This window comes from Roseibaca calidilacus, assembly GCF_001517585.1.
Lineage (GTDB): Bacteria > Pseudomonadota > Alphaproteobacteria > Rhodobacterales > Rhodobacteraceae > Roseinatronobacter > Roseinatronobacter calidilacus.
On sequence record NZ_FBYC01000004.1, the window covers coordinates 415,796 to 440,973 of the forward strand.

Annotated in this window: 28 protein-coding genes and 1 pseudogene; 19 read left to right on the forward strand and 10 right to left on the reverse strand. The window is 61.5% G+C overall.

Translation table 11 applies throughout. The annotated features are described in order from the left end of the window. The first annotated feature begins 11 nt into the window (after positions 1-11). The 5 genes from AWT76_RS05495 to AWT76_RS16895 all read left to right on the forward strand — a co-directional run bounded on the left by AWT76_RS05495 (position 12) and on the right by AWT76_RS16895 (position 5,257). Complete coding sequence (locus AWT76_RS05495) at positions 12-848, forward strand: MBL fold metallo-hydrolase (protein ID WP_072245460.1); 837 nt, start codon at positions 12-14, stop codon at positions 846-848. 387 nt (positions 849-1,235) lie between these two features. Beyond that, positions 1,236-1,952: an endonuclease NucS domain-containing protein gene (locus AWT76_RS05500; protein WP_141655889.1), complete on the forward strand. Its 717-nt coding sequence runs from the start codon at positions 1,236-1,238 to the stop codon at positions 1,950-1,952. A 163-nt stretch (positions 1,953-2,115) separates the two neighbouring features. Continuing rightward, complete coding sequence (gene selD / locus AWT76_RS05505) at positions 2,116-4,266, forward strand: selenide, water dikinase SelD (RefSeq protein WP_072245462.1); 2,151 nt, start codon at positions 2,116-2,118, stop codon at positions 4,264-4,266. Positions 4,267-4,325: 59 nt separating this feature from the next. Further along, the gene (locus AWT76_RS16890) at positions 4,326-4,637 is read left to right on the forward strand and encodes a hypothetical protein (RefSeq protein WP_176699346.1); all 312 of its coding nucleotides are present in this window, start codon (positions 4,326-4,328) and stop codon (positions 4,635-4,637) included. After that, on the forward strand, positions 4,634-5,257 hold the full coding sequence (locus AWT76_RS16895) for a DedA family protein (protein ID WP_072245464.1): 624 nt from the start codon (positions 4,634-4,636) through the stop codon (positions 5,255-5,257). Before AWT76_RS16890 ends, AWT76_RS16895 begins: the two co-directional genes overlap by 4 nt. On the opposite strand, the pseudogene AWT76_RS17265 reads toward AWT76_RS16895, so the two are convergent. Continuing rightward, a pseudogene (locus tag AWT76_RS17265) lies at positions 5,221-5,472 on the reverse strand (GNAT family N-acetyltransferase); the annotation flags it as partial. The gene AWT76_RS16895 and the pseudogene AWT76_RS17265 sit on opposite strands and share 37 nt — an antisense overlap. Positions 5,473-5,553: 81 nt before the next feature. Between AWT76_RS17265 and AWT76_RS05525 the strand changes: the two are divergent. Further along, a complete protein-coding gene (locus AWT76_RS05525; protein WP_072245466.1) occupies positions 5,554-6,993 on the forward strand; it encodes an IS1182 family transposase in 1,440 nt (479 codons plus the stop codon). A 126-nt stretch (positions 6,994-7,119) separates the two neighbouring features. Here AWT76_RS05525 and AWT76_RS05530 read toward each other — a convergent pair whose 3' ends face one another. The 4 genes from AWT76_RS05530 to AWT76_RS05545 form a co-directional block, all read right to left on the reverse strand. Beyond that, the gene (locus AWT76_RS05530) at positions 7,120-7,401 is read right to left on the reverse strand and encodes a GNAT family N-acetyltransferase (RefSeq protein WP_141655890.1); all 282 of its coding nucleotides are present in this window, start codon (positions 7,399-7,401) and stop codon (positions 7,120-7,122) included. A gap of 4 nt (positions 7,402-7,405) precedes the next feature. Further along, a complete protein-coding gene (phoB, locus tag AWT76_RS05535; protein ID WP_072245468.1) occupies positions 7,406-8,098 on the reverse strand; it encodes a phosphate regulon transcriptional regulator PhoB in 693 nt (230 codons plus the stop codon). 5 nt (positions 8,099-8,103) lie between these two features. Further along, positions 8,104-8,811, reverse strand: coding sequence for a phosphate signaling complex protein PhoU (gene phoU / locus AWT76_RS05540; RefSeq protein ID WP_072245469.1), 708 nt, complete (start codon positions 8,809-8,811; stop codon positions 8,104-8,106). Between the two features lie 62 nt (positions 8,812-8,873). Then, positions 8,874-9,905, reverse strand: a complete 1,032-nt coding sequence (locus AWT76_RS05545) for an ATP-binding protein (protein WP_072245470.1) — start codon at positions 9,903-9,905, stop codon at positions 8,874-8,876. A gap of 364 nt (positions 9,906-10,269) precedes the next feature. On the opposite strand from AWT76_RS05545, the gene AWT76_RS05550 reads away from it, so the two are divergent. The 5 genes from AWT76_RS05550 to AWT76_RS05570 are packed head-to-tail and all read left to right on the forward strand — an operon-like array spanning position 10,270 to position 14,674. Beyond that, positions 10,270-11,694, forward strand: coding sequence for a circularly permuted type 2 ATP-grasp protein (locus AWT76_RS05550; RefSeq protein ID WP_072245471.1), 1,425 nt, complete (start codon positions 10,270-10,272; stop codon positions 11,692-11,694). Positions 11,695-11,698: 4 nt separating this feature from the next. Then, positions 11,699-12,640 carry an alpha-E domain-containing protein gene (locus AWT76_RS05555; RefSeq protein WP_072245472.1) on the forward strand — a complete coding sequence of 314 codons (942 nt, stop codon included), beginning with the start codon at positions 11,699-11,701 and terminating at the stop codon, positions 12,638-12,640. A 5-nt stretch (positions 12,641-12,645) separates the two neighbouring features. Then, entirely contained in the window at positions 12,646-13,443 is a 798-nt protein-coding gene (locus tag AWT76_RS05560) for a transglutaminase family protein (protein ID WP_072245473.1), read from the forward strand. Positions 13,444-13,471: 28 nt separating this feature from the next. Beyond that, positions 13,472-14,209: a proteasome-type protease gene (locus AWT76_RS05565; RefSeq protein WP_072245474.1), complete on the forward strand. Its 738-nt coding sequence runs from the start codon at positions 13,472-13,474 to the stop codon at positions 14,207-14,209. 48 nt (positions 14,210-14,257) lie between these two features. Beyond that, positions 14,258-14,674, forward strand: coding sequence for a VOC family protein (locus AWT76_RS05570; protein WP_072245475.1), 417 nt, complete (start codon positions 14,258-14,260; stop codon positions 14,672-14,674). A gap of 49 nt (positions 14,675-14,723) precedes the next feature. On the opposite strand, the gene AWT76_RS05575 is transcribed toward AWT76_RS05570, so the two are convergent. After that, positions 14,724-16,400 carry an acyl-CoA dehydrogenase family protein gene (locus tag AWT76_RS05575; protein ID WP_072245476.1) on the reverse strand — a complete coding sequence of 559 codons (1,677 nt, stop codon included), beginning with the start codon at positions 16,398-16,400 and terminating at the stop codon, positions 14,724-14,726. 188 nt (positions 16,401-16,588) lie between these two features. On the opposite strand from AWT76_RS05575, the gene AWT76_RS05580 reads away from it, so the two are divergent. Then, on the forward strand, positions 16,589-17,362 hold the full coding sequence (locus AWT76_RS05580) for a sulfite exporter TauE/SafE family protein (protein ID WP_072247492.1): 774 nt from the start codon (positions 16,589-16,591) through the stop codon (positions 17,360-17,362). A gap of 56 nt (positions 17,363-17,418) precedes the next feature. On the opposite strand, the gene AWT76_RS05585 is transcribed toward AWT76_RS05580, so the two are convergent. Continuing rightward, complete coding sequence (locus AWT76_RS05585) at positions 17,419-17,991, reverse strand: LabA-like NYN domain-containing protein (protein WP_072245477.1); 573 nt, start codon at positions 17,989-17,991, stop codon at positions 17,419-17,421. A 62-nt stretch (positions 17,992-18,053) separates the two neighbouring features. Here AWT76_RS05585 and folK point away from each other — a divergent pair, with 62 nt between their 5' ends. The 6 genes from folK to acpS all read left to right on the forward strand — a co-directional run bounded on the left by folK (position 18,054) and on the right by acpS (position 23,208). Then, complete coding sequence (gene folK, locus AWT76_RS05590; protein ID WP_082700119.1) at positions 18,054-18,677, forward strand: 2-amino-4-hydroxy-6-hydroxymethyldihydropteridine diphosphokinase; 624 nt, start codon at positions 18,054-18,056, stop codon at positions 18,675-18,677. 72 nt (positions 18,678-18,749) lie between these two features. Beyond that, positions 18,750-19,112 carry a DNA-directed RNA polymerase subunit omega gene (gene rpoZ / locus AWT76_RS05595; RefSeq protein ID WP_072247496.1) on the forward strand — a complete coding sequence of 121 codons (363 nt, stop codon included), beginning with the start codon at positions 18,750-18,752 and terminating at the stop codon, positions 19,110-19,112. Positions 19,113-19,169: 57 nt separating this feature from the next. Continuing rightward, on the forward strand, positions 19,170-21,287 hold the full coding sequence (locus AWT76_RS05600) for a RelA/SpoT family protein (protein WP_072247498.1): 2,118 nt from the start codon (positions 19,170-19,172) through the stop codon (positions 21,285-21,287). An 87-nt stretch (positions 21,288-21,374) separates the two neighbouring features. Continuing rightward, a complete protein-coding gene (locus AWT76_RS05605; RefSeq protein ID WP_082700120.1) occupies positions 21,375-21,965 on the forward strand; it encodes a DUF2062 domain-containing protein in 591 nt (196 codons plus the stop codon). Between the two features lie 63 nt (positions 21,966-22,028). Beyond that, on the forward strand, positions 22,029-22,787 hold the full coding sequence (locus AWT76_RS05610) for a pyridoxine 5'-phosphate synthase (protein WP_072247500.1): 759 nt from the start codon (positions 22,029-22,031) through the stop codon (positions 22,785-22,787). Positions 22,788-22,794: 7 nt separating this feature from the next. After that, on the forward strand, positions 22,795-23,208 hold the full coding sequence (gene acpS / locus AWT76_RS05615; RefSeq protein ID WP_072245479.1) for a holo-ACP synthase: 414 nt from the start codon (positions 22,795-22,797) through the stop codon (positions 23,206-23,208). Positions 23,209-23,320: 112 nt separating this feature from the next. On the opposite strand, the gene AWT76_RS17175 is transcribed toward acpS, so the two are convergent. Next, complete coding sequence (locus tag AWT76_RS17175; RefSeq protein ID WP_281179084.1) at positions 23,321-23,449, reverse strand: hypothetical protein; 129 nt, start codon at positions 23,447-23,449, stop codon at positions 23,321-23,323. Positions 23,450-23,630: 181 nt separating this feature from the next. Here AWT76_RS17175 and AWT76_RS05620 point away from each other — a divergent pair, with 181 nt between their 5' ends. After that, entirely contained in the window at positions 23,631-23,960 is a 330-nt protein-coding gene (locus tag AWT76_RS05620; protein WP_072247502.1) for a DUF3775 domain-containing protein, read from the forward strand. On the opposite strand, the gene AWT76_RS05625 is transcribed toward AWT76_RS05620, so the two are convergent. Both AWT76_RS05625 and AWT76_RS05630 read right to left on the reverse strand, forming a co-directional pair. Further along, positions 23,948-24,448: a holin family protein gene (locus AWT76_RS05625; protein ID WP_072245480.1), complete on the reverse strand. Its 501-nt coding sequence runs from the start codon at positions 24,446-24,448 to the stop codon at positions 23,948-23,950. The genes AWT76_RS05620 and AWT76_RS05625 overlap by 13 nt on opposite strands. Beyond that, positions 24,439-25,038 carry a holin-associated N-acetylmuramidase gene (locus AWT76_RS05630; protein ID WP_072245481.1) on the reverse strand — a complete coding sequence of 200 codons (600 nt, stop codon included), beginning with the start codon at positions 25,036-25,038 and terminating at the stop codon, positions 24,439-24,441. Before AWT76_RS05630 ends, AWT76_RS05625 begins: the two co-directional genes overlap by 10 nt. Between the last annotated feature and the right edge of the window lie 140 nt (positions 25,039-25,178).

Consider the following 25,178-nt stretch of genomic DNA (forward strand, 5'->3'; position numbering starts at 1 on the left):
CCGGAGGACCCATGAGCCGCACCATCACCCAGACCATTGGCGACGCGCAGGTCAGCATCATCACCGATGGCGCAACCAGTTTCACGCCCGACCTGTTTCCCGAAACCGACGCGGCGCAGATCGGCGCGTTGCTGGCCGAAGCGGGGGCCGAGCAGATAGAGACGAATTTCAACGCGGTCCTGATCCGCATGGGTGGGCGCACCATTCTGGCAGATGCCGGGCCGCGCGACCTGTTCGGCCCGGCCTGCGGGCATCTGGCCGAAGGGCTGGCGGAACTGGGCGTCGCGCCAGATGATGTGGACACGCTGATCGCCACGCATCTGCACCCCGACCATGTGGCGGGGATGATTACGGCAGATGGGGCGGCGGTCTTCCCGAACGCGACCTTGCATGTGACAGAGGCCGACCGCGCCTTCTGGTCGGATGACGCGCATTTCCGCCGCGCTTTGTCGGGCATTGCCGATTGGGCGAAACTGGCGCAGGCGGTGCTGGCGGCCTATGATGACCGTCTGGTCATGGCGCGGGACGGGTCCGAAGTTGCGTCGGGACTGACCTTCATGGACCTGCCGGGCCACACGCCGGGCCACGCCGGATGGCGGTTGGAGTCGGGCGGCGAGATGCTGATCCACGCGGGCGACATCATCCACGCGCCCGCGCTGCAACTGGCCGACCCGACTGTGGCGATTTCCTTTGATATCGACATGAACACCGCCCGCGACACGCGGCGGCAGGTGCTGGAAGAGATCTACGCCGACCGCGCACTGTTCACCGGCGGGCACTTCCTGTCGCCCGCGTTTAACAGGCTGAAGCGCGAAGGGCTGGGGTTCAAACTGGTGCCGGGGGTTTGAGGTTTCGCGCAAAGCCGCGCCAGTGCCGTCGCGGGCGGTGGCGCGGCTGACGATGGAGATCGCCTTGAGCCCAGAGCTGCCTGTCAGGAAGTGCAAGCGACCTTTGCTTGGAAGTGCCGTGCCGAGAATTCTCTGGATTGGGACGAAAGCGCATTCTAGCTTCCGTGTTCGCTGGGTGTTAACAATCACGATAGGTCAACTTGCTACCGAGAGTTGCATGAGGAAGACGTGGTGTTCAGGGCATATTCAAATGGGATTGAGGTCGAGGAAGTAGAGGGCGGCCTTCTCGTGCGACAAGGAGCAGTGGCTTACGTCGCCCGAAATTGGCGTCTCACCAAGCCCGTCGAACAGCTGATTGAGACAGCATTCGCGAGTGGTTTGGACTGCATGATCCGCGATGAACATCCTCGCCAAAATGCCCGCTGGCCGAACCCGAGGGGGGTCGTCTACCTTGCGTTCTCGCCGGGGTCGGGGGGGCAGTGGTCTCTCGCAGTTGACACTTTTCGCGCGGGCAGGGGCGACTACGGACATGCTGTTTTCAATGGAAAATATCACGAGCAGTTTGCCGCAGCAGAACTTCCTTTCGTCTTCGAAGGACGCAACAAGACAGCGGGCCATCTTGTCGTAACGCGTCAACATGTGATCTCAACACTTGAAGCGCTGTCGGGATTCGACCACTCAGTCCTTGCTCTTAACCGTAACGCCCATGATGGTGTGGGTTTCACAACGGAGTATGTGATTCAGCGCGAGATACTCACGAACTGGGATCAGACACCTTGGAGTGCTCGCTACGATGTTGTGCAAGACGAATTCCCTGTGGACGGCGGCCTTACTTCGCGGCGAATCGACATTCTTGCCCGTGACCGAATGACCGGAGACTGGCTCATCTTCGAGCTAAAACGAGCCGAAGCAAAGCCTGCGGCTGTCCGCCAAGTGGCTGACTATCTGCTCGCACTCGGCAAGCAAGACAAATTCGCACATGGTCGGCTCAACGGTGTCCTTGTGGCAGAACGAATTCCACCAACTGTTAGGACGCTGGCCAAAGCTGAAGGAGTGGCTGTTTACGAAGTCAGTTGGCCCCTCAATCTGATCCGCGCCGCTTGAGGTAAACAAACTACCACTACGCTCTGTTCATGCATTCGATAATGTCCGCTCCGTCCGCTTAGCAGACTGTCACACCTTACCCCCCATCCCCATCTTGTGACATTCCGCCCCTCGCATATGTCCCCCCTTCGGCGTAAGCATACCCGAAACCAAGGGGCCACAGATGCAGCCAGACTTCCCGATCACCCGCGACATCCTGCTCATCGGCGGCGGTCATGCCCATGCGCTGGTGTTGCGGCAATGGGGGATGAAGCCCATGGCGGGGGTGCGGCTGCGGGTCATCAACCCCAGCCCCATCGCGCCTTATACCGGCATGCTCCCCGGTGCCATCGCGGGGCATTACACTATCGACGAAATCATGATCGACCTTGTGCGCCTGTGCCGTTTTGCCGGCGCAGATGTGATCTTGGACAAGGCGGTGGGCCTGGACCCCGAAGCCAAGACCGTGACGCTCGCCAGCGGGCGGCAAGCGGCGTTCGACATTGCCTCTATCGACATTGGCATCACGTCCGATCTGCCGCAGGTCGATGGGTTCATCGCCCATGGTGTAAGCGCCAAACCCTTGGGGGGCTATGCCGCGCGGTGGGAACATTTCCTGCAAACCGCCCCGCAAGCCCCCAACCTTGTCATCATCGGCGGCGGCGTGGGCGGCGTGGAACTGGCGCTTGCGCAAGCCTACCGGATGCAGCAGACCGGGCGCAGCCCCACCATCACCGTGGTTGACCGCAACGCGCAGCCCTTGGGCAATATGGGGCCAAAAGCGCGCGCGGGCATGATCGCGGCGCTGCGGCGCTACGGTGTGGGCCTGCATCTGAACGCCGCGCCCGTGCGGCTGGAGGCCGATGCGGTCGTGCTGGATGATGGCACGCGGCTGCAATCCGATTTCACGCTGTCCGTGGCCGGATCGCGCCCGCAAGGCTGGTTGGCGCAGACCGGGCTGGACCTGCATGAGGGGTTCATCACGGTCGGGCCGACGCTGGAATCGTCCGCGCGCGATATCTTCGCGGTCGGCGATTGCGCGCATCTGTCCCATGCGCCGCGCCCCAAATCGGGCGTCTATGCCGTGCGTGAGGCCCCTTATCTGTTTCACAACCTGCGCGCGCGGGCGTCGGGCGCGCCCTTGCGCCGCTATCAGCCGCAGCGCGACTATCTGAAGCTGGCATCCTTGGGCGACAAGCGTGCGCTGGCCGAGAAATTCGGCCTGCGCAGCGGCGGTGCGTGGTTGTGGTGGCTGAAAGACACTATCGACGCGCGCTTCATGGCCAAGTTCCGCGACTATCCCGCCATGCCCGCGCCCAAGCTGCCCGACTTGCGGCCGCGCGATCTGGGCGCGGTGATGGGCGCAAAGCCCATGTGCGGCGGTTGCGGGGCGAAATTGCCCGCAGGTGCGCTGGGCCGGGGGCTGGCATGCCTGCCGGGGCAGAGTGCCGATCTGTCGCCTGGCGATGACGCCGCTATTCTGCGCAGGCCACAAGGCGTGCAGGTTTTATCCACCGACCATCTGCGCGCTTTTCTGGGCGATCCGTGGCGCATGGGCCAGCTGGCGGCCATTCACAGCTTGGGCGATATCTGGGCCATGGGGGCTGCGCCGCAGCTGGCCCTGGCGCAGATCATCCTGCCGCGCGCGTCCGACACGGTCGCAGAGCGCATGCTGGCAGAGATTTTGGAGGGCGCGCAATCTGTGCTTGGCCCGGCGGGGGCTGCCTTGGGAGGCGGGCATACGACCATGGGGGCCGAGTTGACGGTGGGGTTCACCGTAACCGGGTGCTGTGACCGCCCCGTGACCAAGCGCGGCGCGCAGGCGGGCGATGCGCTGATCCTGACCAAGCCACTGGGCACCGGGATTATCCTTGCCGCCGAAATGCAGATCACGCGCCCCAAATCGGGCTTGCTGGGCCCTGTCTGGGCAAATTGCGTGGCCAACATGGCCCGGCCCATGGGGCGCGATGCCGCGATCCTTGCGCCGGTTGCACGCGCCATGAGCGATGTCACCGGCTTTGGGCTGGCCGGGCATTTGGCCGAGATGCTGGGCGCGGGGCTGACCGCAACGCTTGACCACGCCAATTTGCCGGTGCTGGAAGGCGCAGAGGGGCTGGCGCGGCAAGGCGTGCAGTCCACCCTTGCGCCTGCCAACCGCGCGGCGCTTCGGCCCGAATGGGACGGGCCGCTGGCCGATCTGCTGGTCGACCCGCAAACTTGCGGCGGGCTGTTGGCGGCGGTCCCGGCAGCGCAGGCAGAGGCCGTGTTGGCGGAACTCGCCAAGGCCGGGGCGCCCGCGCGACATGTGGGTCATGTCGTGCCCTGCGCGCCATGACCCGGCGCAGCCCAACGTTTGGCCGCAGGATACACCACCTGTGGCGCCGCGCACCGGTCGTGACATTGGTTATCGGTGCCGCGCTTGTCGTGGCGCTGATCGCGGCGTTGCGCTTGGCCATCGCGGTTTCGCACTGGGGCGCGGTCCCATCCGATCCGCATTTGGCCGGTTGGATGACCCCGCGTTTTGTCGCGCATTCGTGGGATGTGCCGTCAGAGGTGGTCTGGCAAAGCCTGATGCTTGGGCCGGACGGACCCGCTCGGCGGATCACCTTGGCGGAACTGGCCAAGGCACAGAATATTCCGCTGCCGTTGTTGCTGGAAGAGTTGCGCGCGGATATTGCCGCGCACCGGGCAGAGCCTGTGCCGTGACGGACACATTGTTTGCACTTGTGTCCAATTACGGGCTGTGGGTGGTCGCCGCCTCGGTCTTTCTGTCCTGCATTGCGCTGCCGATCCCGGCCTCTGTGCTGATGCTGGGCGCGGGCGCTTTTGCCGCTTCGGGCGATTTCATGCTGTGGCAGGTGCTGGCAGTGTCATGGATCGCCGCGATGATCGGAGATCAGACCGGGTTCCAGATTGGCCGGGCCGGGGGTGCGACGCTGATCGCAAGGCTGCAAAACCGCCCATCGCGGGCGCGGGTGATCGCGCGGGCGCGGGCCACGGTGCTGCGCCATGGCGGGATAGGCGTGTTCCTGTCGCGCTGGCTGTTCTCGCCCTTGGGGCCTTATGTGAACCTGATCGCAGGCGCTGCGGATCTGCCCCGCAAACGGTTCACCCTTTGGGGCGCTTTGGGAGAAGCGGTCTGGGTCGCGCTTTATGTTGGGCTGGGCTACGCTTTTGCCGGACGCCTTGACGCGTTGATCCCGATCGTCGTGGACTGGTCGGGATTGGTGCTGGCGCTGGGGCTTGGCTTGGGCGCGGCAGTGCTGCTGGTGCAACGGGTGCGGCGGCGTTACCCGGTGAGGGTCAGGTCGCGCCGCAGCAGGTAATTTGGGTAGGCTTGGCCGTTCAGCATGAAATTGGTGTTGCCGGCGACCGCGAAACCATTTGCCGCATAAAAGGCCTGCGCGTGCTGGTTCTTGCAATTTACCGTGAGCCACAGTGCGGGGCTGCCTTTATGCCCAGCCTGTGTTGCAAGTTCTGACAGCAAGGCCCGCCCAATGCCCCGCCGGTGCATGGCGGGCCGAATATACAGCGTGACAAGTTCGGTGCCGTAACACTCCCCGCCGAGGCTGTGTAAAAACCCAGATTTATGCTATGCTTACCCATGGTTTGGAGGGTTCGGATGGCAGGTTTCATTGAGGGCATCAGCCGGGATCAGACGACGCTTTTCCCTGAGCGCTTGGATGACTGGATCGGGGAAGATCATCTTGTTCGCGTGGTCGATCTGTTCGTTGACCAGCTTGATCTGGGCGCGCTTGGGTTTCAACGCCATGCCGCTGCGCGCACGGGGCGGCCTGGGTATCATCCGGCAGTGTTGCTGAAACTGTTCATCTACGGCTATCTGAACCGGATCCCGTCGAGCCGCCGGTTGGAATGCGAGGCAGGGCGCAATGTCGAGCTGATGTGGCTGACCGGTCGGCTGGTGCCCGACCACAAGACCATCGCGGAGTTCCGGCGTCAGAACGGGCCGGCCATCCGCAAGACCTGCGCAAAATTCGTTGAATTGTGCCGCCGGATCGGCGTTCTAAAGGGCGAGGTCGTGGCCGTCGATGGTAGCAAGTTCAAGGCGGTCAACAATCGCGACCGGAACTTCACCAAGGGCAAGATCGCCAGCCGCATGGCGCATCTGGAAGCCGAGGTTGGCCGCTATATCGAGGAGGCCGACCGGATTGATCGTCAGGAAACCGGTGCTGCGCGCGCCGAGCGTGCCGCGCATCTGACCGGCCGATATCACCGCATCTGCAAAGAGATCGAGCGCCTGCTAGCGATGGAAGAGAAACTGGCCGATGCGCCTGACGGGCAGATATCACTGACCGACCCTGACGCGCGCGCCATGGCGACACGCGCGCAGCACAGCGGGCATGTCGGCTACAACGTCCAGAGCGTGGTTGATGCCGAAACCCATCTGATTGTCGCGCATGAGGTCACAAACAAGGGGCATGACCGGGACCTGCTCACAAAGATGGCCACACAGGCAAAAGCTGCATTGCAGCGTGAGGAGCTGCACATCATCGCGGACAAAGGATATTTCAGCGGCGTTGAAATTCTCGCCTGTCACAAGGCCGGCATCACCGCGACTGTGCCGCGATCGGACACATCCGGCGCCCGCTCAAAGGGACGTTTTGTGAAGGCCGATTTCGCGTATGAGCATGAGAATGATGTCTATCGCTGTCCAGCTGGGCAGGCGCTGACGCATCGCACCACCACCGAACAGCAGGGGCTGCAGATGCGGCGCTACTGGACAAACGCCTGCAAGAGTTGCGAGATCAAGAAACGTTGCACCACAGGATATGAGCGGCGGGTCTCAAGATGGGAACATGAACATCTGGTCGAAGCCTCGAATGCCCGCCGCCGCAGCCCGGCCGCCCCGATGAATGTGCGCCGCTCAACGGTTGAACATCCGTTCGGCACAATCAAGTCCTGGACCGGACCCTGCCATTTCCTGACCCGGCGGCTGGGTGGCGTGGGTACCGAAATGGCGCTGAATGTGCTGGCCTACAACATCAAGCGAATGGTCGCCTTGGTCGGGATCAAGGGGCTGATGGTCGCAATCCCGGGGTGAAAGGGGGAATGCCTGTCGATAATTACCGATATCGTCCCCAAATCTGCTCTCTTCGCACCCAAATGCGCCCAGAAAAGGGTTTGCGACCAATTCGGCCGCAAATCGCGTCCCACGCTATTTCCGCACTCAAACTCGCAGATATGGTCGGGTTTTTACACAGCCTCCGCCCGGTGCGGCCTGATCGTGCCGCGCGCGGGCATAGCCGGTGATGCCGCCATCGCCCTGCGCTACCGTGATCTGTTCGGCGCTGATGGCCTGCGCCATGGCCTCGGGGCTGAATTCGCGCAGAACATACTCCGCCATAACCGGGCCAAGCCCCGCACGGATATAGGTGTTCAACCATGTTTCGACCGATAGGGCGGCAAGGACAGGGGCATCTGCCATGCCAGCGGGGCGAAGCTGCACCAAGCGGTCAGCCCATCGCGTAGCCCGCGCCGCGGACGGTGCGGATCGGGTCTTCGCCGCCTTGCGACAGCAGGGTCTTGCGCAGGCGCCCGACATGCACATCGACCGTTCGGGTGTCGATATAGATGTCGCGGCCCCAGACACGGTCCAGCAGCGCCTCGCGGGTCCAGACTTTGCCGGGGCGTTCCATCAGCGCGCCCAATAGGCGAAACTCGGTCGGGCCAAGATGCAGCACCTGCTCGCCGCGTGTTACGCGGTGGCTGTCCGGGTCCAGCCGGATATCGCCCACTTGCAGCGCCTGCCCCGAGGCCGTGGGGCGCAAGCGGCGCAAATTGGCACGCACACGCGCAACCAGTTCGGCCACGGAATAGGGTTTCACGATATAGTCATCCGCCCCGGTTTCCAGCCCCCGCACGCGGTCGGCTTCCTCGGAGCGGGCAGAGACCATGATGATCGCGGCTTCGCGCCCGCTGGGCGTGGCCTTGAGCTGGCGGCAGACTTCCAGCCCCGACAGGCGCGGCAGCATCCAGTCCAGCAAGATCACGTCAGGCCCCTGTTCGGCCACCGCAAGAAGCGCCTCATCCCCATCTTTGGCCGTTGCAACCCGAAACCCGGCGGCTTTCAGGTTGTAGCTAAGTAGGGCAAGCTGGGCGAGTTCGTCATCGACGATCAGCACCAGCGGCGTATCTGCGTCGGCCATCTGTTTCAGTCCTTGGGCGCGGCGATGGTGGCGGTGGAATGCCCCTTGTCGCGTTCGATGCCGGTTTCGCCTTCGGTCACGAAAATAATGTTTTCCGCGCCATGCGTGACCAGATCGCCCATGCGTTCGATGTTCTTGGCGATGAACACATAATGCAGGCAGGGCGTGATGTTGCGCGGGTCTTCCATCATATGGGTGATGAACTCACGGAACAGCGCATTGGTCATGTCGTCAACCTCGACATCGCGGGTGATGACATCGCGCGCCAGATCGGTGTCGCCGCGCGCGAAAGCGTCGAGCATGTCGGTCAACATCTGGCCGACCAGTCGGGCCTGACGGCGCAGGGCGCCCGCGGCCCCGTCAATGATTGGGCTGGCGGCCAGAACCGGCACGCGCTTGGCCATGTTCTTGGCATAGTCGCCCAAGCGTTCCAGATCGCCCGCGGTTTTCATGACCGCGACGGCGGTGCGCAGATCGCCCGCTTGCGGCTGGCGCAGCGCCAGAAGGCGCACGACCTGATTGTTGATTTCTTCTTCGGCGGCATCAATTGCCTTGTCACCGTCCACCACGACCTGTGCCAGTTCCTCGTCGCGGCTTTCCAGCGCGCGCGCGGCATCTAGGATCGCGGCTTCAACCTGTCCGCCCATTTGCAGAACGCTCAGGTTTATAGTTTCCAAATCCTTATCAAAGGCAGAGGCGATATGCGGTTCCATGAGGTGAATCCTTTTGCGTGGTGCAGCCCTAACGCCTATATGTGACGTTTGCGTGACAGTTGTCAGCTTAGCGGCAGAATGGTTTCGAAAGTCGAGCCTTCGCCGGGATGGCTGCGGATAATCAGCCGTCCGCGATGCCGCCCCAGAATGTGTTTGACAATGGCCAGCCCCAGTCCGGTGCCGCCGCTTTGGCGCGAGCGCGCGCGGTCCACCCGGTAGAAGCGTTCGGTCAGGCGGGGGATGTGAATCGGGTCAATCCCCTCGCCATGGTCGCGGATAGCAAGGCGCAGGGCAGGGCCATCCAGCCCCGGCAAACGCGGCACGATCACGCCGGTAATCTCTATCTCGCCGCCATCGGCCCCGTATTTCAGGGCGTTTTCCACAAGGTTGTGATAAACTTGCACAAGCTGATCGTAATCGCCCGGCACCGGGGGCAGGTCGTCGGGCAGGTCGCATGTCACATTCAGGCCCGCTTGTTCTATCTGCGGGCGCAGCGCGGCCAAGGTCGCATGCAGCACCATGTCAATTGCAACAGGCTCTCGCGGGCGGATGCGGGCGCTGGCCTCGACCCGTGACAGTGACAGCAGGTCCGCCACAAGCCCGGTCATGCGTTCGGTTTCGGCCTGCATGATCGACAAGAACTCCGTGCGCGCTTGCGGATCATCAGCGGCAGCCCCTTGCAGGGTTTCCAGAAATCCCGCCAGAACCGTCAGCGGCGAGCGCAATTCATGGCTGACATTGGCCACGAAATCGCGCCGCTGTGCTTCGGCCGCTTCCAATTCTGACGTGTCACGCAGGCTGACCACGAAAGCCTGAGCATCCATGCGCCGGGCGGTGACCTGCCAGTGCCGTTCGACACTCGAGTCAGAGGTCGCATATGCGGCGGCGCCCTGTTCCGCGCCTGCGATCATGCGCTCAAGCAAGGCGGTCACATCCGGTTGGCGCAGCAGCGCCCGAAGCTGCGCGCCCAATATCCGTTTGCCGAACAATTCCAGCGCGGCGGTGTTCGCGGTTTCGACAGTTCCATCCTGCCGAACCACAAGGACCGGTTCGTTGAAGGCTTCAAGCAGGGCGGTAAAAGCTGTTGGCGACATGGCGTCTAACTTTTTGGGCGCGGGGCGACAGGGCGCGCGGGGCGGAATGCGGGTGCTTTGTCAGGGCGGCAACGAGGCTTGGCTATGGATTTGAGACACATGCAACTGTTTCATGAATTATTGTAACAAAACGATGACAATTATACCGAATGCCGCCTTGATCGGGCCGTCTGTGCTGGGCGGCGCGGGGCGGGCAGTAGGGTTGCAGTAACGGGATTGCCGAATTCTTTGGCAAGCCGTGCCGTTTTTTCGCGCAAAGGGGAAACACGGCGCATGGGCATTTACAACCCATCAAAGGTGATGAACAGTTCACTAAGTGGGCAGGGCGTGCTTGCCAACGGGCATCGGACAGAGGGGTTCGTTCATGAGTGATGGGGAAACATTCGATGAGATGTGGGGCCATGATGCGACCCTTCGCAGCCCATACCAAGATTTCCACGAATGGTTCGCCGAAGAAGACCCCGCACGCTTGCGCGCCAAGCAACGCGAGGCTGAAGAGATTTTTCGCCTGACCGGCATTACCTTCAATGTCTATGGCCGGGCAGAGGCCGAAGAACGTCTGATCCCCTTCGACATTATCCCGCGTATCATCTCTGGCAATGAATGGCGCAAACTGTCGCGTGGAATCGAGCAGCGGGTGCGGGCGATCAACGCTTTCTTGCACGATATCTACCATAATCGAGAGATCGTGAAGGCAGGACGTTTGCCCGAAGAAATGATTGCGGCCAACGAAGCCTATCTTCCGCAGATGATCGGGGTGCAGCCGCCCGGCGGTGTTTACACGCATATCGTGGGGATCGACCTTGTGCGCACAGGCCCCGGCGAATTCTTTGTGCTGGAAGACAATGCGCGCACGCCCTCGGGGGTCAGCTACATGCTGGAAAACCGCGAGACGATGTTGCAGATGTTCCCGGAACTGTTTTCGCGCAACCGGGTGCGCCCGGTGCAAAACTATCCGCTGGACCTGCGCCGTTCGCTGGCGGCTTGCGCGCCATCGGGGACATCGGGCAAACCCGTGGTTGCGGTGCTGACACCGGGCATCTACAATTCCGCTTATTACGAACATGCGTTCTTGGCCGACCAGATGGGGGTTGAGCTGGTAGAAGGCCACGATCTGCGCGTGGTCGATGGGCGCGTCGCCATGCGCACCACACGCGGTTACACGCCGGTTGATGTGCTCTATCGCCGGGTGGATGACGAATTTCTGGACCCGCTGAACTTTAACCCCGATAGCGCGCTGGGCATTCCCGGCATCATGGATGTGTATCGCGCGGGCGGCATCACCATAGCCAACGCGCCGGGCACGGGCATATCCGATGACAAGGCGATCTACAGCTACATGCCGGATATTGTCGAATTCTACACGGGCGAGCGGCCCTTGTTGCAGAACGTGCCGACATGGCGCTGTTCGGAACCCGGTGATCTGGCCTATGTGCTGGATAATCTGGCAGATCTGGTGGTGAAGGAAGTGCACGGTTCCGGCGGCTACGGCATGTTGATCGGCCCAACCGCCAGCAAGAAGGAAATCGCCGCATTCCGCCGCAAGCTGAAAGCGCGGCCCGGAAATTACATTGCGCAGCCCACGCTCAGCCTATCGACCGTGCCGATTTTTGCGCGCTCTGGCCTTGCGCCGCGCCATGTCGATCTGCGGCCTTTCGTGCTGGTCAGCCCCGAAGGGGTTAAAATTACCCCCGGCGGTCTGACGCGGGTGGCGCTGAAAAAGGGCTCTTTGGTGGTCAATTCCAGCCAAGGCGGGGGCACCAAGGACACTTGGGTGCTGGAGGAGTAACGCAATGCTAGGAAAAACCGCCGGCGGCCTGTTCTGGATGTATCGCTATCTTGAACGCGCCGAAAACACCGCCCGCCTGATCGAAGCAGGCCAGCGCATTGCCCTGACCCGTCTGGAAGCAGGTGACAGCGAATGGACATCCATTCTGCAAGCGGGGGGCGTGAAATCCGCATTTGACCGCGAATATGATGCGGTCACGCGCGATGCGGCAGTGGATTGGATGCTGCGCTCCAAGGCGAACCCGTCCTCTGTGCTGTCCTGCATCGAATCCGCGCGGCAAAACGCGCGTTTGGTGCGCACCGCCCTGACCGGCGAAGTCTGGAGCGCGACGAATGCCGCCTATATGCGCATCCGCGAGAAGCTGGCGCGCAAAGTGTCCGAGCGCGACCTGCCCGATGTGCTGCGCGATATCCGCCAGCACACCTCGCTTGTGCGCGGCATGACGCATGGCACCATGCTGCGCAATGAAATCTATGATTTCGTGCGCCTTGGCACCTTCTTGGAACGCGCCGACAATACCGCCCGCATTCTGGACGTGAAATATTATGTGCTCTTGCCCTCTGTCAGCGCGGTGGGCACGTCTTTGGACAATGTGCAGTGGGAAACCATCTTGCGCGCAGTGTCGGCGCGCGGCGGCTTTCGCATGGAATATGGCGCGGGCGGCGGCCCGGCAGAGATTACGGAATTCCTTGTCCTGAACAAGCGGATGCCGCGCTCCTTGGCGTTTTGCGTGGATAAACTGCGCTCTAACCTGCGCTACCTGCACAAGGGGGTGGACGGGCAATTGCCCTCTATGGCTATGGTTGACCATCTGGAACGCCAGTATCTAAGCCATGACATCGGTGCCGTGTTCGAATGCGGCCTGCATGAATTCATCGAGGAAATCCTTGGTCAACTGGGCCTGATCGCCCGGCAGATCGAGATCGACTTCCGCTTTTACCAGTGAGTGCCATGCGCCTGAAAATCGAACATCAGACAGTTTATTCTTTTGAAACCCCGGTCAGCTACGGTCTGCAACAGTTGCGAAAAACGCCGAAAGCGGCGCGATTTCAGAATGTGTTGAACTGGCAAATTGACGTGACCGGCGGGATCAAGGAAGTGAGCTACCTAGACCACCATCACAATATCGTCGAACTGGTTAGTTTCGAGCCCGGCACGCAGACCTTGTCCGTGACCAGCCGCGGGGAGGTGGAGTTATCCGACGATTCTGGCGTTGTCGGCCCGCATCGGGGGCCTGCGCCCTTGTGGCTATACCTGCGCGAAACACCGCGCACGATGGCCCGTGCAGGTGTCCGGGCATTGACGCGCGATATCGGGGCGGGCGCCGACCTTGCCGGCTTGCACGAGCTGTCCGCGGGCATTCGAGAGCGGATCGCCTATGAACTCGGTGCCTCGGAATCCAGTTGGAGCGCGGAAGACGCGATCGCGGCCGAGCGCGGTGTCTGTCAGGATCATACCCATGTGTTCATCGCCTGTGCCCGCCGTCTGGGTGTGCCCGCGCGCTATGTCTCTGGCTACCTGATGTTGGATGACCAGACCGCCCAAGACGCCATGCATGCTTGGGCCGAAGCGCATGTCGATGGCTTGGGCTGGGTGGGTTTTGACATATCGAACGGGCAATCGCCCGACATGCGCTATGTGCGCGTTGCGACGGGGCTGGACTATACCGAAGCCGCGCCTGTATCTGGGCGATATGCGGGCGGATCGGCAGAATCGTTGAGCGTTTGCATAGATGTCGCGCAACAGTAGCGCCCATAGGTAACAAGGAATAACGGGCATGACCTATTGTGTGGGTATGGTGCTTGAGCGCGGGTTGGTCTTTATGTCCGACACCCGCACCAATGCCGGGTTGGACAATATCTCGACCTTTCGCAAGATGACGATCTGGGAAAACCCCGGCGAATGCGTCATCACGGTTATGTCGGCAGGCAATCTGGCCACCACACAAGCCGTGGTCAGCCTGCTGCAAGAGCGCGCCAAATCACCCGACGAGCGCACGCCTGCGCTTTTGAGCGTGCCGTCCATGTTCCAAGCGGTGCGCATGGTGGCCGAAACCCTGCGCGAGGTGATCGGCCAGCACAGTTCCGGCGGCCTGCAATCTGAATCTGCGTTCAAGGCTACGCTTCTGGTCGGCGGTCAGGTCAAGGGCAGCCCGCCGCGCCTGTTCCTTGTCTATCCGGAAGGTAACTTTATCGAAGCCAGCACCGACACACCCTTCTTCCAGATTGGTGAGACCAAATATGGCCGTCCCATCCTTGTGCGGGCGTTTGACGCTGGTATGAGCTTTGAGGAGGCGATGAAACTGCTTCTGGTCAGCTTCGATTCCACCGTGAAGGCCAATCTAAGTGTGGGCGCGCCGTTTGATTATCATTTCTATCCCGCCGACAGCCTGACCACCGGGCGCACCGGGCGGATTGCGCTGGATGACCCATATCTGCAATCCGTGTCACAAGATTGGGGCGACAAGCTGAAAGCCGCGCTCGACAGTTTGCCGGATTTTAGTTTCACGTCCTAAAACGCGCATATCGTGCTAGGCTAGGCCTCTATTTCCGGGGGGTTGTCCATGCACCCTACACCCTATCTGTTTTTCCAAGGTGATTGTTTTGAAGCGATGACGCTTTATGCAGACGGGCTCGGCGGCAAGGTGGTTGCCGTTATGCGCAATTCCGATGCCCCGCCAGAGGATCAAATGCCCGGCGGCGACGAGATGATCATGCATATGGCGGTGCAGACTGATGGGGGTATGATCTACGCCTCTGACAACCCGGCGGAGTATTACGAGCGCCCGCAAGGAATGCGGCTGCATATAGAGGTGACATCGCTGGCCGAGTTCGACCGGTTGCACGATCTTTTGGCGAAAGATGCGCGCGACATTGCCATGGCGCCATCCGAAACCATGTGGTCCGAGCGATTTGCCATGTTCACCGACCGGTTCGGCACGCCTTGGATGCTGGATTTAACCGGCGCGAAGGCGGTGTAAAAATCCCCGCAACGTCTTGCGGGGAATGGTGTTTTCGGTTTCGTGAAGGTCAGCCCAGCAGGCGGCGGGCGATGACCTGCGCCTGAATTTCGGCGGCACCTTCAAAGATATTCAGAATGCGCGCGTCGCACAGGATGCGGCTGATCTGGTATTCCAGCGCGAAGCCGTTGCCGCCATGGATCTGCAAACCGTTATCGGCGGCAGCCCATGCCACCCGCGCGCCCAGCAGCTTGGCCATGCCCGCTTCCAGATCGCAGCGGCGCTCGGCGTCTTTTTCGGCGGCGCTGAAATAGGTCAACTGGCGCGCGACCATGATTTCCACCGCCATCATCGCCAGTTTGCTGGCCACGCGGGGGAATTCGATCAATGATTTGCCGAATTGCTTGCGGTCTTCGGCATATTGCATCGACACTTCCAGCGCGTTTTGCGCCACGCCAATGGCGCGGGCAGCGGTCTGGATGCGGGCGGACTCGAAGGTCTGCATAAGCTGCTTGAAGCCTTGGCCTTCGACGCCGCCCAGCAGGTTCTCGCCCTTCACCTTGAAGCCGTCGAAGCCCAGTTCGTATTCCTTCATGCCGCGGTAGCCCAGCACCTCGATCTCGCCACCGGTCATGCCGGGGGTGGGGAAGGGGTGCTCATCGGTGCCCGGCTCTTTTTCGGCCAAGAACATCGACAACCCGCGATAATCCTGCGTGTCGGGGATGGTGCGCGCCAGCACGGTCATGACATGGGTGCGCGCGGCATGGGTGATCCATGTCTTGTTGCCGGTGATTTCCCAATCATCGCCCACCTTGACCGCGCGGGTGCGCAATGCGCCAAGGTCGGACCCGGTATTGGGTTCGGTGAACACGGCGGTGGGCAAAATCTCGCCCGAGGACAGTTTGGGCAGCCAATGCTCTTTTTGGTCCTGCGTGCCGCCGCAGATGACCAATTCGGCGGCAATCTCGGTCCGGGTGCCAAGGCTGCCCACGCCGATATAGCCGCGCGACAGTTCTTCCGACACAACCACCATGGCGGATTTCGGCATACCAAGGCCGCCGAATTCTTCCGGAATGGTCAGGCCGAACACGCCCATTTCGGCCAGTTGTTCGATGACCTCCATCGGGATCAATTCGTCCTTAAGGTGCCATTCATGCGCGTGGGGCACGATCTGTTCGTCCGCGTAGCGGCGGAACTGGTCACGGATCATTTCCAGTTCTTCATCCAGACCGGTTGCGCCAAAGGTCGCGCGGCCATGGTTCTCGCGCATCAGCGCGACCAGACGCAGGCGCGCGGCATCTGTGTTGCCGCTTTCGCGCAGGCTGCGCACCGCGTCGGTCTGGAATTCCGACAGGTCGGTCCAGTCCAAGCCCATATCGGCCATGCGCACGATTTCGCCTTGGTTCATCGGGATGCCACCGGCGATCTGTTGCAGATATTCGCCAAAAGCGATCTGGTGGATCAGGGCTTCCATCTCTCCGAAGCGGCCTTCGGTGTGCAGCGCATCGGCCCAAGCCTGCATCTGGCGCAGACTTTCGACATAGGTCGCAAGCCAAGCCAGCCCATGTGCCGCGTGTTGATCCGCTTCCAGCAGGGTTGCATCGACCTTGCCCGCCGGGGCCACGCGGCTGCGCAGCGCCTCGGTCGCTTTGCCCAGCACAGCCTCTGCCGGGGCAATCGCGGCGCGTGTCAGCGCCAGCAGGTCGGGCAGCAGGGTCGTGGGCACTGTCTGGCCATCATGGGGCATGGTCACTCTCCACATTTGGTTGGGATCAATCTTTGCAGTTGCAGCATGACATAGAGCCTTCGCTACGCCAGAGCAAGAAAAATTCAATCGATGCGGCAAAACTTGCCAAAAATGTCGCACCGCTTTTCGGGCGTGCAGCGCCGATGCTTCACCTGTATAGCATATCAAAAAATGGGGAAGCCTGCCAAATGTTTGCACTTCTGCCAGATGTCTTGACGGTCGCCATGCTTGCGGGTGCGGTTGCAATCACGCTTTTTGCCGGGGTGGTCAAAGGTGCGCTGGGCTTTGCCATGCCGATGATCATGATCTCTGGCTTGGGCAGCCTGATGCCTGTGGAACTGGCTTTGGCCGGGCTGATCCTGCCCACGCTTATTACCAACCTTAGCCAAGCCTTGCGCCAAGGCTGGCGCGCGGCTTTGGGCTCTGTGCAAGTGTTCTGGCGGATGTTGCTGGTGATGGTGCTGCTCCTGCTGGTCAGCGCGCAGCTTGTTCCTTTCGTGTCAGAGCCGATCTTGCTGGCAATCCTTGGTGTTCCGATCAGCCTGTTTGCGCTGTCGCAACTTGCTGGCAAGACAATCGTGGTGCCGGTCGCGCATCGGCGCCGTGGGCAGTGGATTAGCGGGGCCATTGGCGGGGCCTATGGCGGATTGTCCGGGGTCTGGGGGCCGCCCATCATGGCCTATCTGATCGCGCTCGATACGTCCAAGCACGACATGGTTCGCATTCTTGGCGTGGTGTTCCTCGTGGGGGCGGTGGCCATGGTGGCAGGACATGCGGCATCGGGCGTGTTGACGGCGCAGAGTCTGGCTTTCTCGGCGTTGTTGGTGGTGCCTGCGATGTTGGGCTTGGCCATCGGATACCGCATTCAGGACCGTCTGGATGCCGCGCGCTTCCGGCGCTGGACATTGGTCATGATGGTGTTTCTGGGGCTGAACCTGCTGCGCCGCGCCCTTGGGTTTTAGCCGGGGCTGCGTAAACGGGCCAAAAAAGCCCGCCGAAAGGCGGGCTTTTGGGTGCTTTATTCGACCTCGGCGCGTTCGGATTGCGCATCATAGCGCGGCTCGCGCGGGGGGCGGCCGATAACATCGCGCAATTCGTCAAGCTCGATGAAATTGTCGGCCTGACGGCGCAGTTCATCCGCGATCATCGGCGGCTGGCTGCGAATGGTGGACACGACAGAAACACGCACGCCCTGACGTTGCAGCGATTCCACCAGCGGGCGAAAATCGCCATCGCCGGAAAACAGCACTGCATGGTCCAGACGCGGCGCAAGTTCCATTGCGTCAACCGCCAGTTCGATATCCATGTTGCCCTTCACCTTCCGGCGGCCCATGGAATCAGTGTATTCCTTGGCAGCTTTCGTCACCATGCTGTAACCGTTGTAATGCAGCCAATCCACCAGCGGGCGGATGGGGGAATACTCGTCGTTTTCCAGAAGCGCGGTGTAGTAGAAGGCGCGCAGCAATTTGCCACGGCGCATGAATTCCTGCCGAAGCAGCTTGTAATCGATGTCGAACCCCAGCGCCTTGCCGGCAGCGTATAGGTTGGAACCATCAATAAAGAGCGCAAGACGCTCGTCCTTGTAAAACATGTCTACTTCCTTAAGGGTGGCGTGCCGATATCCGCTTATTGAGTGCGGTCTTATACAACCGGATGTTATGTATCCCAGTTCGGCACATTCATAAGGAGATTATCGTGACGAACGTGACAGAATGCAATTCGGTCTTGGTAGCAATTGGGGCCAACTTGCCGGGGCAAATGGATAGCCCAAAAGGACAGGTGGTTTCGGCTATTTCCGAATTGGTTACTGAAACCTTAGCAGTACTATCACAGAGTCGGCTCTATGGCACGCCCTGTTTTCCTCCCGGCGCAGGGCCGGATTTCGTGAATGCGGCGGTGCGGTGCCGCACATCGCTTTCTCCGTCAGAGGTGTTGGACAGGTTGCACCAAATAGAGGTCCGCATGGGCCGGGTGCGGCAGGTCCGCTGGGGGGCGCGGGTGATTGATATCGACCTTCTGGCCTATGGCGATCAAGTCTTGCCCGACCGTGCCGGATACGCCCATTGGGCCGCATTGGCGCCCGAAGCGCAGGCCGTGCGCGCGCCGCAGGACTTGATCCTGCCGCATCCGCGCCTGCATGAACGCGGTTTCGTGCTGGTCCCGTTGATGGATGTCGCGCCCGATTGGGTGCATCCGGTCACAGGCCAGACGGTGCGCCAGATGCATGCTGCGCTGGACCCTGCCGAGCTTGCGCAAATCCAACCGCTGACAGAATGATTCGGCCCTTGTATTATGTCTGCTTGGGCGGTAGAAGGCCGCTTCCTGCCCAGCTTGATATGGAGTGCACCGATGGCACGCGTAACCGTCGAAGATTGCGTTGACAAGGTCCCGAACCGGTTTGAACTGGTGGCTCTTGCTGCGCACCGCGCACGCGAAATTGCCGCTGGCGCCGCGTTGACTGTCGATCGCGACAACGACAAGAACCCGGTCGTTGCCCTGCGCGAGATCGAGGAAGAAACCCAAGGCGCCGATGAATTGCGTGAGCGGTTGATCGAAAGCTTGCAGACCCAGATCGAGGTCGATCTGCCCGAAGATGACGACATGTCGCTGTTGATGGGGGCGTCCTCTGATGACAAGCCGACCGACGGCGACATGAGCGAAGAGCAAATGCTGCGCGCCTTGATGGAAGTGCACAGCCAGCAAAACGGGTAAGGCGCGCGCCTTGGCCGTTTCGCCCCATCCTATCGGGCCTTGCCACAAGAGGTGCCGGTGATCGCAGTTGATGACCTGATCGCCCTGATCCACAACTACAATCCCGGTTGCAACCAAGACCTTGTGCGCAGGGCTTGGGCCTATGGCGAGGCGATGCATGAAGGCCAGTTCCGGCATTCGGGCGAGCCGTATTTCACACATCCGGTCGCTGTTGCCGCCATCCTGACCGAAATGCGGCTGGATGACGCGACCCTTGTCACAGCGCTTCTGCATGACACGATCGAAGACACCAAATCCACCTATTCAGAGGTTGAGCGCCTATTTGGCACCGAGATCGTCGAATTGGTGGATGGTGTCACCAAGCTGACCAATCTTCAGCTTTCCTCGTCCGAAGCCAAGCAGGCCGAGAATTTCCGCAAGCTCTTGATCGCCATGTCACGCGATTTGCGGGTGATCCTTGTCAAGCTGGCGGACCGGCTGCACAACATGCGCACCATCCGTTCCATGCGGCCTGAAAAGCAGGCGCAAAAGGCGCGCGAGACGATGGATATCTACGCGCCGCTGGCCGGTCGCATGGGTATGCAATGGATGCGCGAGGAACTGGAAGACCTGTCCTTCCGCGTGCTGAACCCCGAAGCGCGCAATTCCATTCTGCGCCGGTTTATCACCTTGCAGCGCGAAGCGGGCGATGTGGTGCATCGCATCAGCAACGACATCCGCGCCGAGTTGGACCGCGCAGGTGTCGAGGCCGATGTCTACGGACGCGCCAAGAAACCCTATTCCATCTGGCGCAAGATGCAGGAGAAAGAACTTGCGTTCTCGCGCCTGTCGGACATTTACGGATTTCGCATCATCACTGGCGATGTGGCCGAATGCTACAAGGTGCTGGGCATCATGCATCAGCGGTGGCGCGCGGTGCCGGGGCGGTTCAAGGATTATATCAGCCAACCGAAATCGAACGGGTATCGGTCGATTCACACCACGGTGTCGGGCCGCGACGGCAAGCGTGTGGAAATCCAGATCCGCACGCGCGAGATGCACGAAGTGGCCGAAGCGGGTGTCGCCGCGCATTGGGCGTATCGTGATGGCGCGCGGTCGGAAAACCCTTTCGCGGTGGACCCCGCACGCTGGATCGCCACGCTGACCGAAGGTTTGCAGAACGAGGAGGACCACGGCGCCTTCCTCGAACATGTCAAGCTGGAGATGTATTCCGATCAGGTGTTCTGTTTCTCGCCCAAGGGCGATGTAATCCAGCTGCCGCGCGGGGCGACGCCGCTGGATTTTGCCTATGCGATTCATACGCGCATTGGCGACAAATGCGTGTCGGCCAAGGTGGATGGGCTGCGCGTGCCGCTTTGGACGCGGCTGCGCAACGGGCAATCGGTGGTCATCATTACCGCCGAGGGGCAACGCCCACAGGCAAGCTGGATCGACCTTGTGGTGACAGGGCGCGCAAAATCCGCCATTCGCCGTTCCTTGCGAGACGAGGACCGCGAACGCTTCGTGCGGCTTGGCACGGAGCTTTTGCGCGCTGCGTTCGACGCGATTGGCCGCGAGATGACTGGCAAAGCCATAGCCACCGCCGCGCGCATGTTGGGCATTGCGTCTGAATCCGAACTTCGCGCGCAGGTCGGCTCTGCCGAGATCAGCGCGCGCAAAGTGGTCGGCACGCTGTATCCCGAAGGTGTGCAAGTCGAGCCCGAGGTGGACGCCACGCGCCCCGTGGTTGGTCTTGCCGCGGACCAGTCCTTTCGGCGGGCCGCCTGTTGTCAGCCGCTTCCGGGCGAGCGGATCGTGGGGATCACCTATCGCGGCAAGGGTGTCGTGGCCCATAGCATGGATTGCGAGGCGCTGGCGGAATTCGACAATCAGGCCGACCGCTGGGTTGAACTGCGCTGGCAGGACGGCACCCACCCGTCAGTATACGAGGTCATGCTGGAAATGACCATTTCCAACGACGCGGGCGTTCTGGGCCGCGTGTGCAGCTTGATCGGCGAGCATAAGGCAAATATCTCGGACCTGCGGTTCTTGGACCGCAAGCCGGATTTCTTCTTGCTGCGTATTATGGTGGAACTGCGCGGCGTTTCGCATCTGCATCAGGTGATGACCGCGCTTGAAGCCGAAACGGCAGTTGCGCAAATCGCCAGAGTGCGCGATCCTTCACAGCGACCCTAAACGCGCCAGAGCAGGCGCGAAACCAAGGCTTACCGGGTGGTTTTCAAACGACGCAGCCCTCGATCTTTTCTTCAGTGGTTGAAGAACATGGCCTATCCTGACGGGGGCTGGCAGCGGGCGGGCAGCTATGTCTGGCACCGCCTTCGCCGCTTGCCCGACCGACCCGAGCGTATTGCCAAGGGGATTGCCGCAGGGGTGATGGTGTCCTTCCTGCCGATTTTCGGGTTTCACTTTCTGTCGGCGGCGGCCTTGGCCTGGGTATTGCGCGGCAATATCTTGGCGGCGCTTTTGGGCACGTTCTTCGGCAATCCGTTCACCTTCCCACTTATCGTGGTCGGCGCCATGGAAACTGGCAGCCTCATTCTGGGGCAGGGGCATATGGCCACACCGCGCCGGGTGATGTCGGGCTTCAAGAGTGTCTGGACCGAAACCATGGCCAATCTTCATGCGCTGATCACGCCAGCGACGGCCAGCTGGGAGCAGACACGCAGCTTTTATGCAGAAGTGTTTTTGCCCTATATGCTGGGGGGGCTTGTTGTCGGCAGCATCTTTGGCGTGATTGCCTATGCGGTGTCGCTGCCGATTATCCGCGCTTACCGGGCTCGCCGCGAGCGCAAGCTGCAAAAGCGGTTCGAGCGCGCCCGACGTGCGGCGCAGAAAACCGGCCAGCGCAATTGAGCGCACACCATTGAGTTTGCCATGGCGCGGCGTATGTTAGGCACCAAACCAGCGGGGACGATGATGAGCGATTCCACATCCGACACTATGTTGCGCCTTGGCGTCAATATCGACCATGTGGCCACGTTGCGCAACGCGCGTGGCGGTGCGATGCCCGATCCGGTGCGTGCGGCGAAATTGGCGCAGGCCGCCGGGGCGGATGGCATAACCCTGCATTTGCGCGAAGATCGCCGCCATATCCGCGACGCGGACCTGCCCGCCATTCAGGCGGCGGTGAGCATTCCCATCAACCTTGAAATGGCGGCGACCGACGAGATGGCCGCAATCGCGTTGGCGCATCGGCCAGAGGCTATCTGCATTGTCCCCGAACGCCGCGAAGAACGCACGACCGAGGGCGGGCTGGACGTGGCGGGCGACGAGGCACGTCTGCGCGACTACATCGCCCCGTTGCGCGCGGCTGGCAGCCGGGTGTCGCTGTTCGTGGCCCCCGATGAAGCCCAGATCGAAGCCGCCGCGCGCGTTGGCGCGCAGGTGGTCGAATTGCACACCGGCGCTTATTGCGAGCATGTGGAAGCCGGGAACACTGCCGCGCGCGATGCCGAATTGCGCCGCCTGTTCGTTTGCGCCGCCTTGGCCGATGAACTCGGGCTAGAGGTTCACGCCGGTCATGGGCTGAATTTCGACAATGTTGGCCCGATCGCGGCCATTCCGGAACTGGTAGAGTTGAATATCGGGCATTTCCTGATTGGCGAGGCGGTGTTCACAGGGCTGGAAGCCGCGCTGGCCGAAATGCGCCGCCTGATGAATCTGGCCCGCGACTGAGACGGCAATGATCCTTGGCATCGGCAGCGATCTTGCCAATATCGACCGGATTGCGGGCACGCTTGCGCGCTTTGGCGATCGGTTCCGAAACCGGGTGTTTACCGCGGACGAATTGGCGCGCGCTGCCCGACAAGGCGATGCTCCTGCCGTTTATGCCAAGCGTTGGGCCGCGAAGGAAGCCTGTTCCAAGGCGCTGGGCACGGGGCTGTCGATGGGCATTGCTTGGCGCGACATGTGGGTGACGAACCTGCGCAGCGGCCAGCCTGTCATGCATGTGACCGGCTGGGCCGAAGACCGCCTGCGCCAGATGACCCCGCCGGGCCATCGGGCGGTGATTCACGTCACCATTACAGATGACCATCCTTGGGCGCAGGCATTTGTCGTGATCGAAGCCCGGCCCCTCGACCAACATGTGATGTGATCCAAACAGGACAAAGGCGCCCCGAAAGGGGGGCGCCTTTGGTAATCGCACTCAAAATTTGACGTCAAATCACTCGTTAAAATCAATGCTTACGAAAACAGGAATCTACTGGTTAATGTGAGCGTGCTACAGCCAGCCGTCTGGCGCGTTTCGCCGCGCGTGACCATGGAAGGGCGGGCAAGGCTTGCGAGGCCTCTGCCAGAACGCCATGGACCCAGCGATTATGTGTATCATAGGGCATGTTTCGTGCGCTCCTTCGACTGTGATTGCTGTTGCGACACCCCTGTGTATCGTGCCCGAATCCGGCACAGATATGGCGCGAGCATGAAAAATGCGCGGCACGGCCCGCGCGCTTGATGCCGATTGCGATTGCGCGGCCCCAGACGATACGCCATCATCAGCGTTCAAGAACGGAGGGTGCGATGCTTTCAATCAGCCTGCGCAAGATTGTGCATATCATCTATTTGGCCCGCGAAGGCGCGGTCGGAGAGGACGAGGCCCATGCCTTTATCGATGCGCTGAATTCGGATGAACAGGCCAGCCTGACCGCCGTGGCTTGGATCGGGCGCGGCGCATTCGAGGCCGATGAATATGCCGAGGCCGTCGCCACCGCCGAAGCGGAAGCAACCACGCCCACAGCAGATTACCTGCTGGGCATGCCACATCTGGCCGAGAATTTGGAAAACGGGTTGGAAGAACTGGGGCTGGACCCAAGCGGCGAGGAAGAAGATTTCCTGCGTCAAGGGTCCTGAGCGGCTTTCCAATCGGCCAGCGCTGGGTTGCCGGGGGCTGTGTCGGGCAATTTGCGGGGCAGGGGCGGTGGTGTGAACTTGCCCAGACGGGCATGATGCGCCTCTCTTGCGCCGAAATAGAACGCGACCACCGCGCCCAGCAACCACCACAAGGGTTCTGGCACCAGTGCCAAAGCCTGCATCCGCCGGGCAAAGCCGTCCGGGTCGGCCATGGCGTAAACGAACAAGGCCAGCGTGCCGATGGCCAGCATGGGCCGGGGCAGACGGTTCAACCCGTTTACGAAAGTGTCGAACCTGCCCCGCCGCGCATATTGGAATTCGGCCAGATGGCTGGCATGGGCGGCGGTATAGGCGTCATGGTCCAATTCCATCGCGCGGGTGGCATTGGGGCGGAACACTTCGGCGACCTTGGTCACACCATCGCTTAGGGCGCGCGCGCCGCCCGCGGACCCGAACAGCGCCCCGAAGAGTGAGCGGATCATGCCCATGCCCCGGTGCGCGCGCGGTGCTGCGCGTCGGTCAGGTGGTAGCGCGGGCTGATGAATTCTTCGGCCCGTATGATCCAGCCGCCTTTGCCGCCATCGCGCCGGCGTGCGAATTTGCGGCTGGCCGGGCGCTGGTCGGCGATGCGGTAGTAATAGTCTCGCCGTGCAATGCCGTAAGCATCGACCATATGGTTCGGGGCCATGTCGAAAGCCCAATGCGTGGCGGCAATCGTTTGCGGCCCGATCACGCCGTCCACGGTCACATCCTGCCCCATCTCATTCAACAAGCGTTGCAAGATGCGCACCGCATTGGCCCCTGCGTTCACATACATGTCGAACACCGTGGCCCATAGCGGTTCGGGCAGATCGCCAATGCGGGGGCGGGTGAAATAATGCTCGACATAGATCGTGACGGCATCGTCGCGGGTCAGGGCGCGCACATCGTCCACGCAGACCTGCTGGTGCGGGCGCAGGCGGCGCAGCGTGTGCAGGGTTACGCCGAAATTGGTCGCGCCACCCGGATCATCGGGGTCATTGACGAAACCGCCTTCACGGGCGACGATCTGCTCGGCTAGGTTTTGAACGCTGGTCATGGCGGCAAGCTCCGGTGCGGGATGCTGTGTTTTGCCAGTCTTGGGCAAACCGACGCTGAACGGCGCGCACGCCGCGTTAACCTTGGCGCCGGGCGCGATGCCCCTTTTCCAAGGCCCGGCTTTGGGCTATCTGGGCCGCA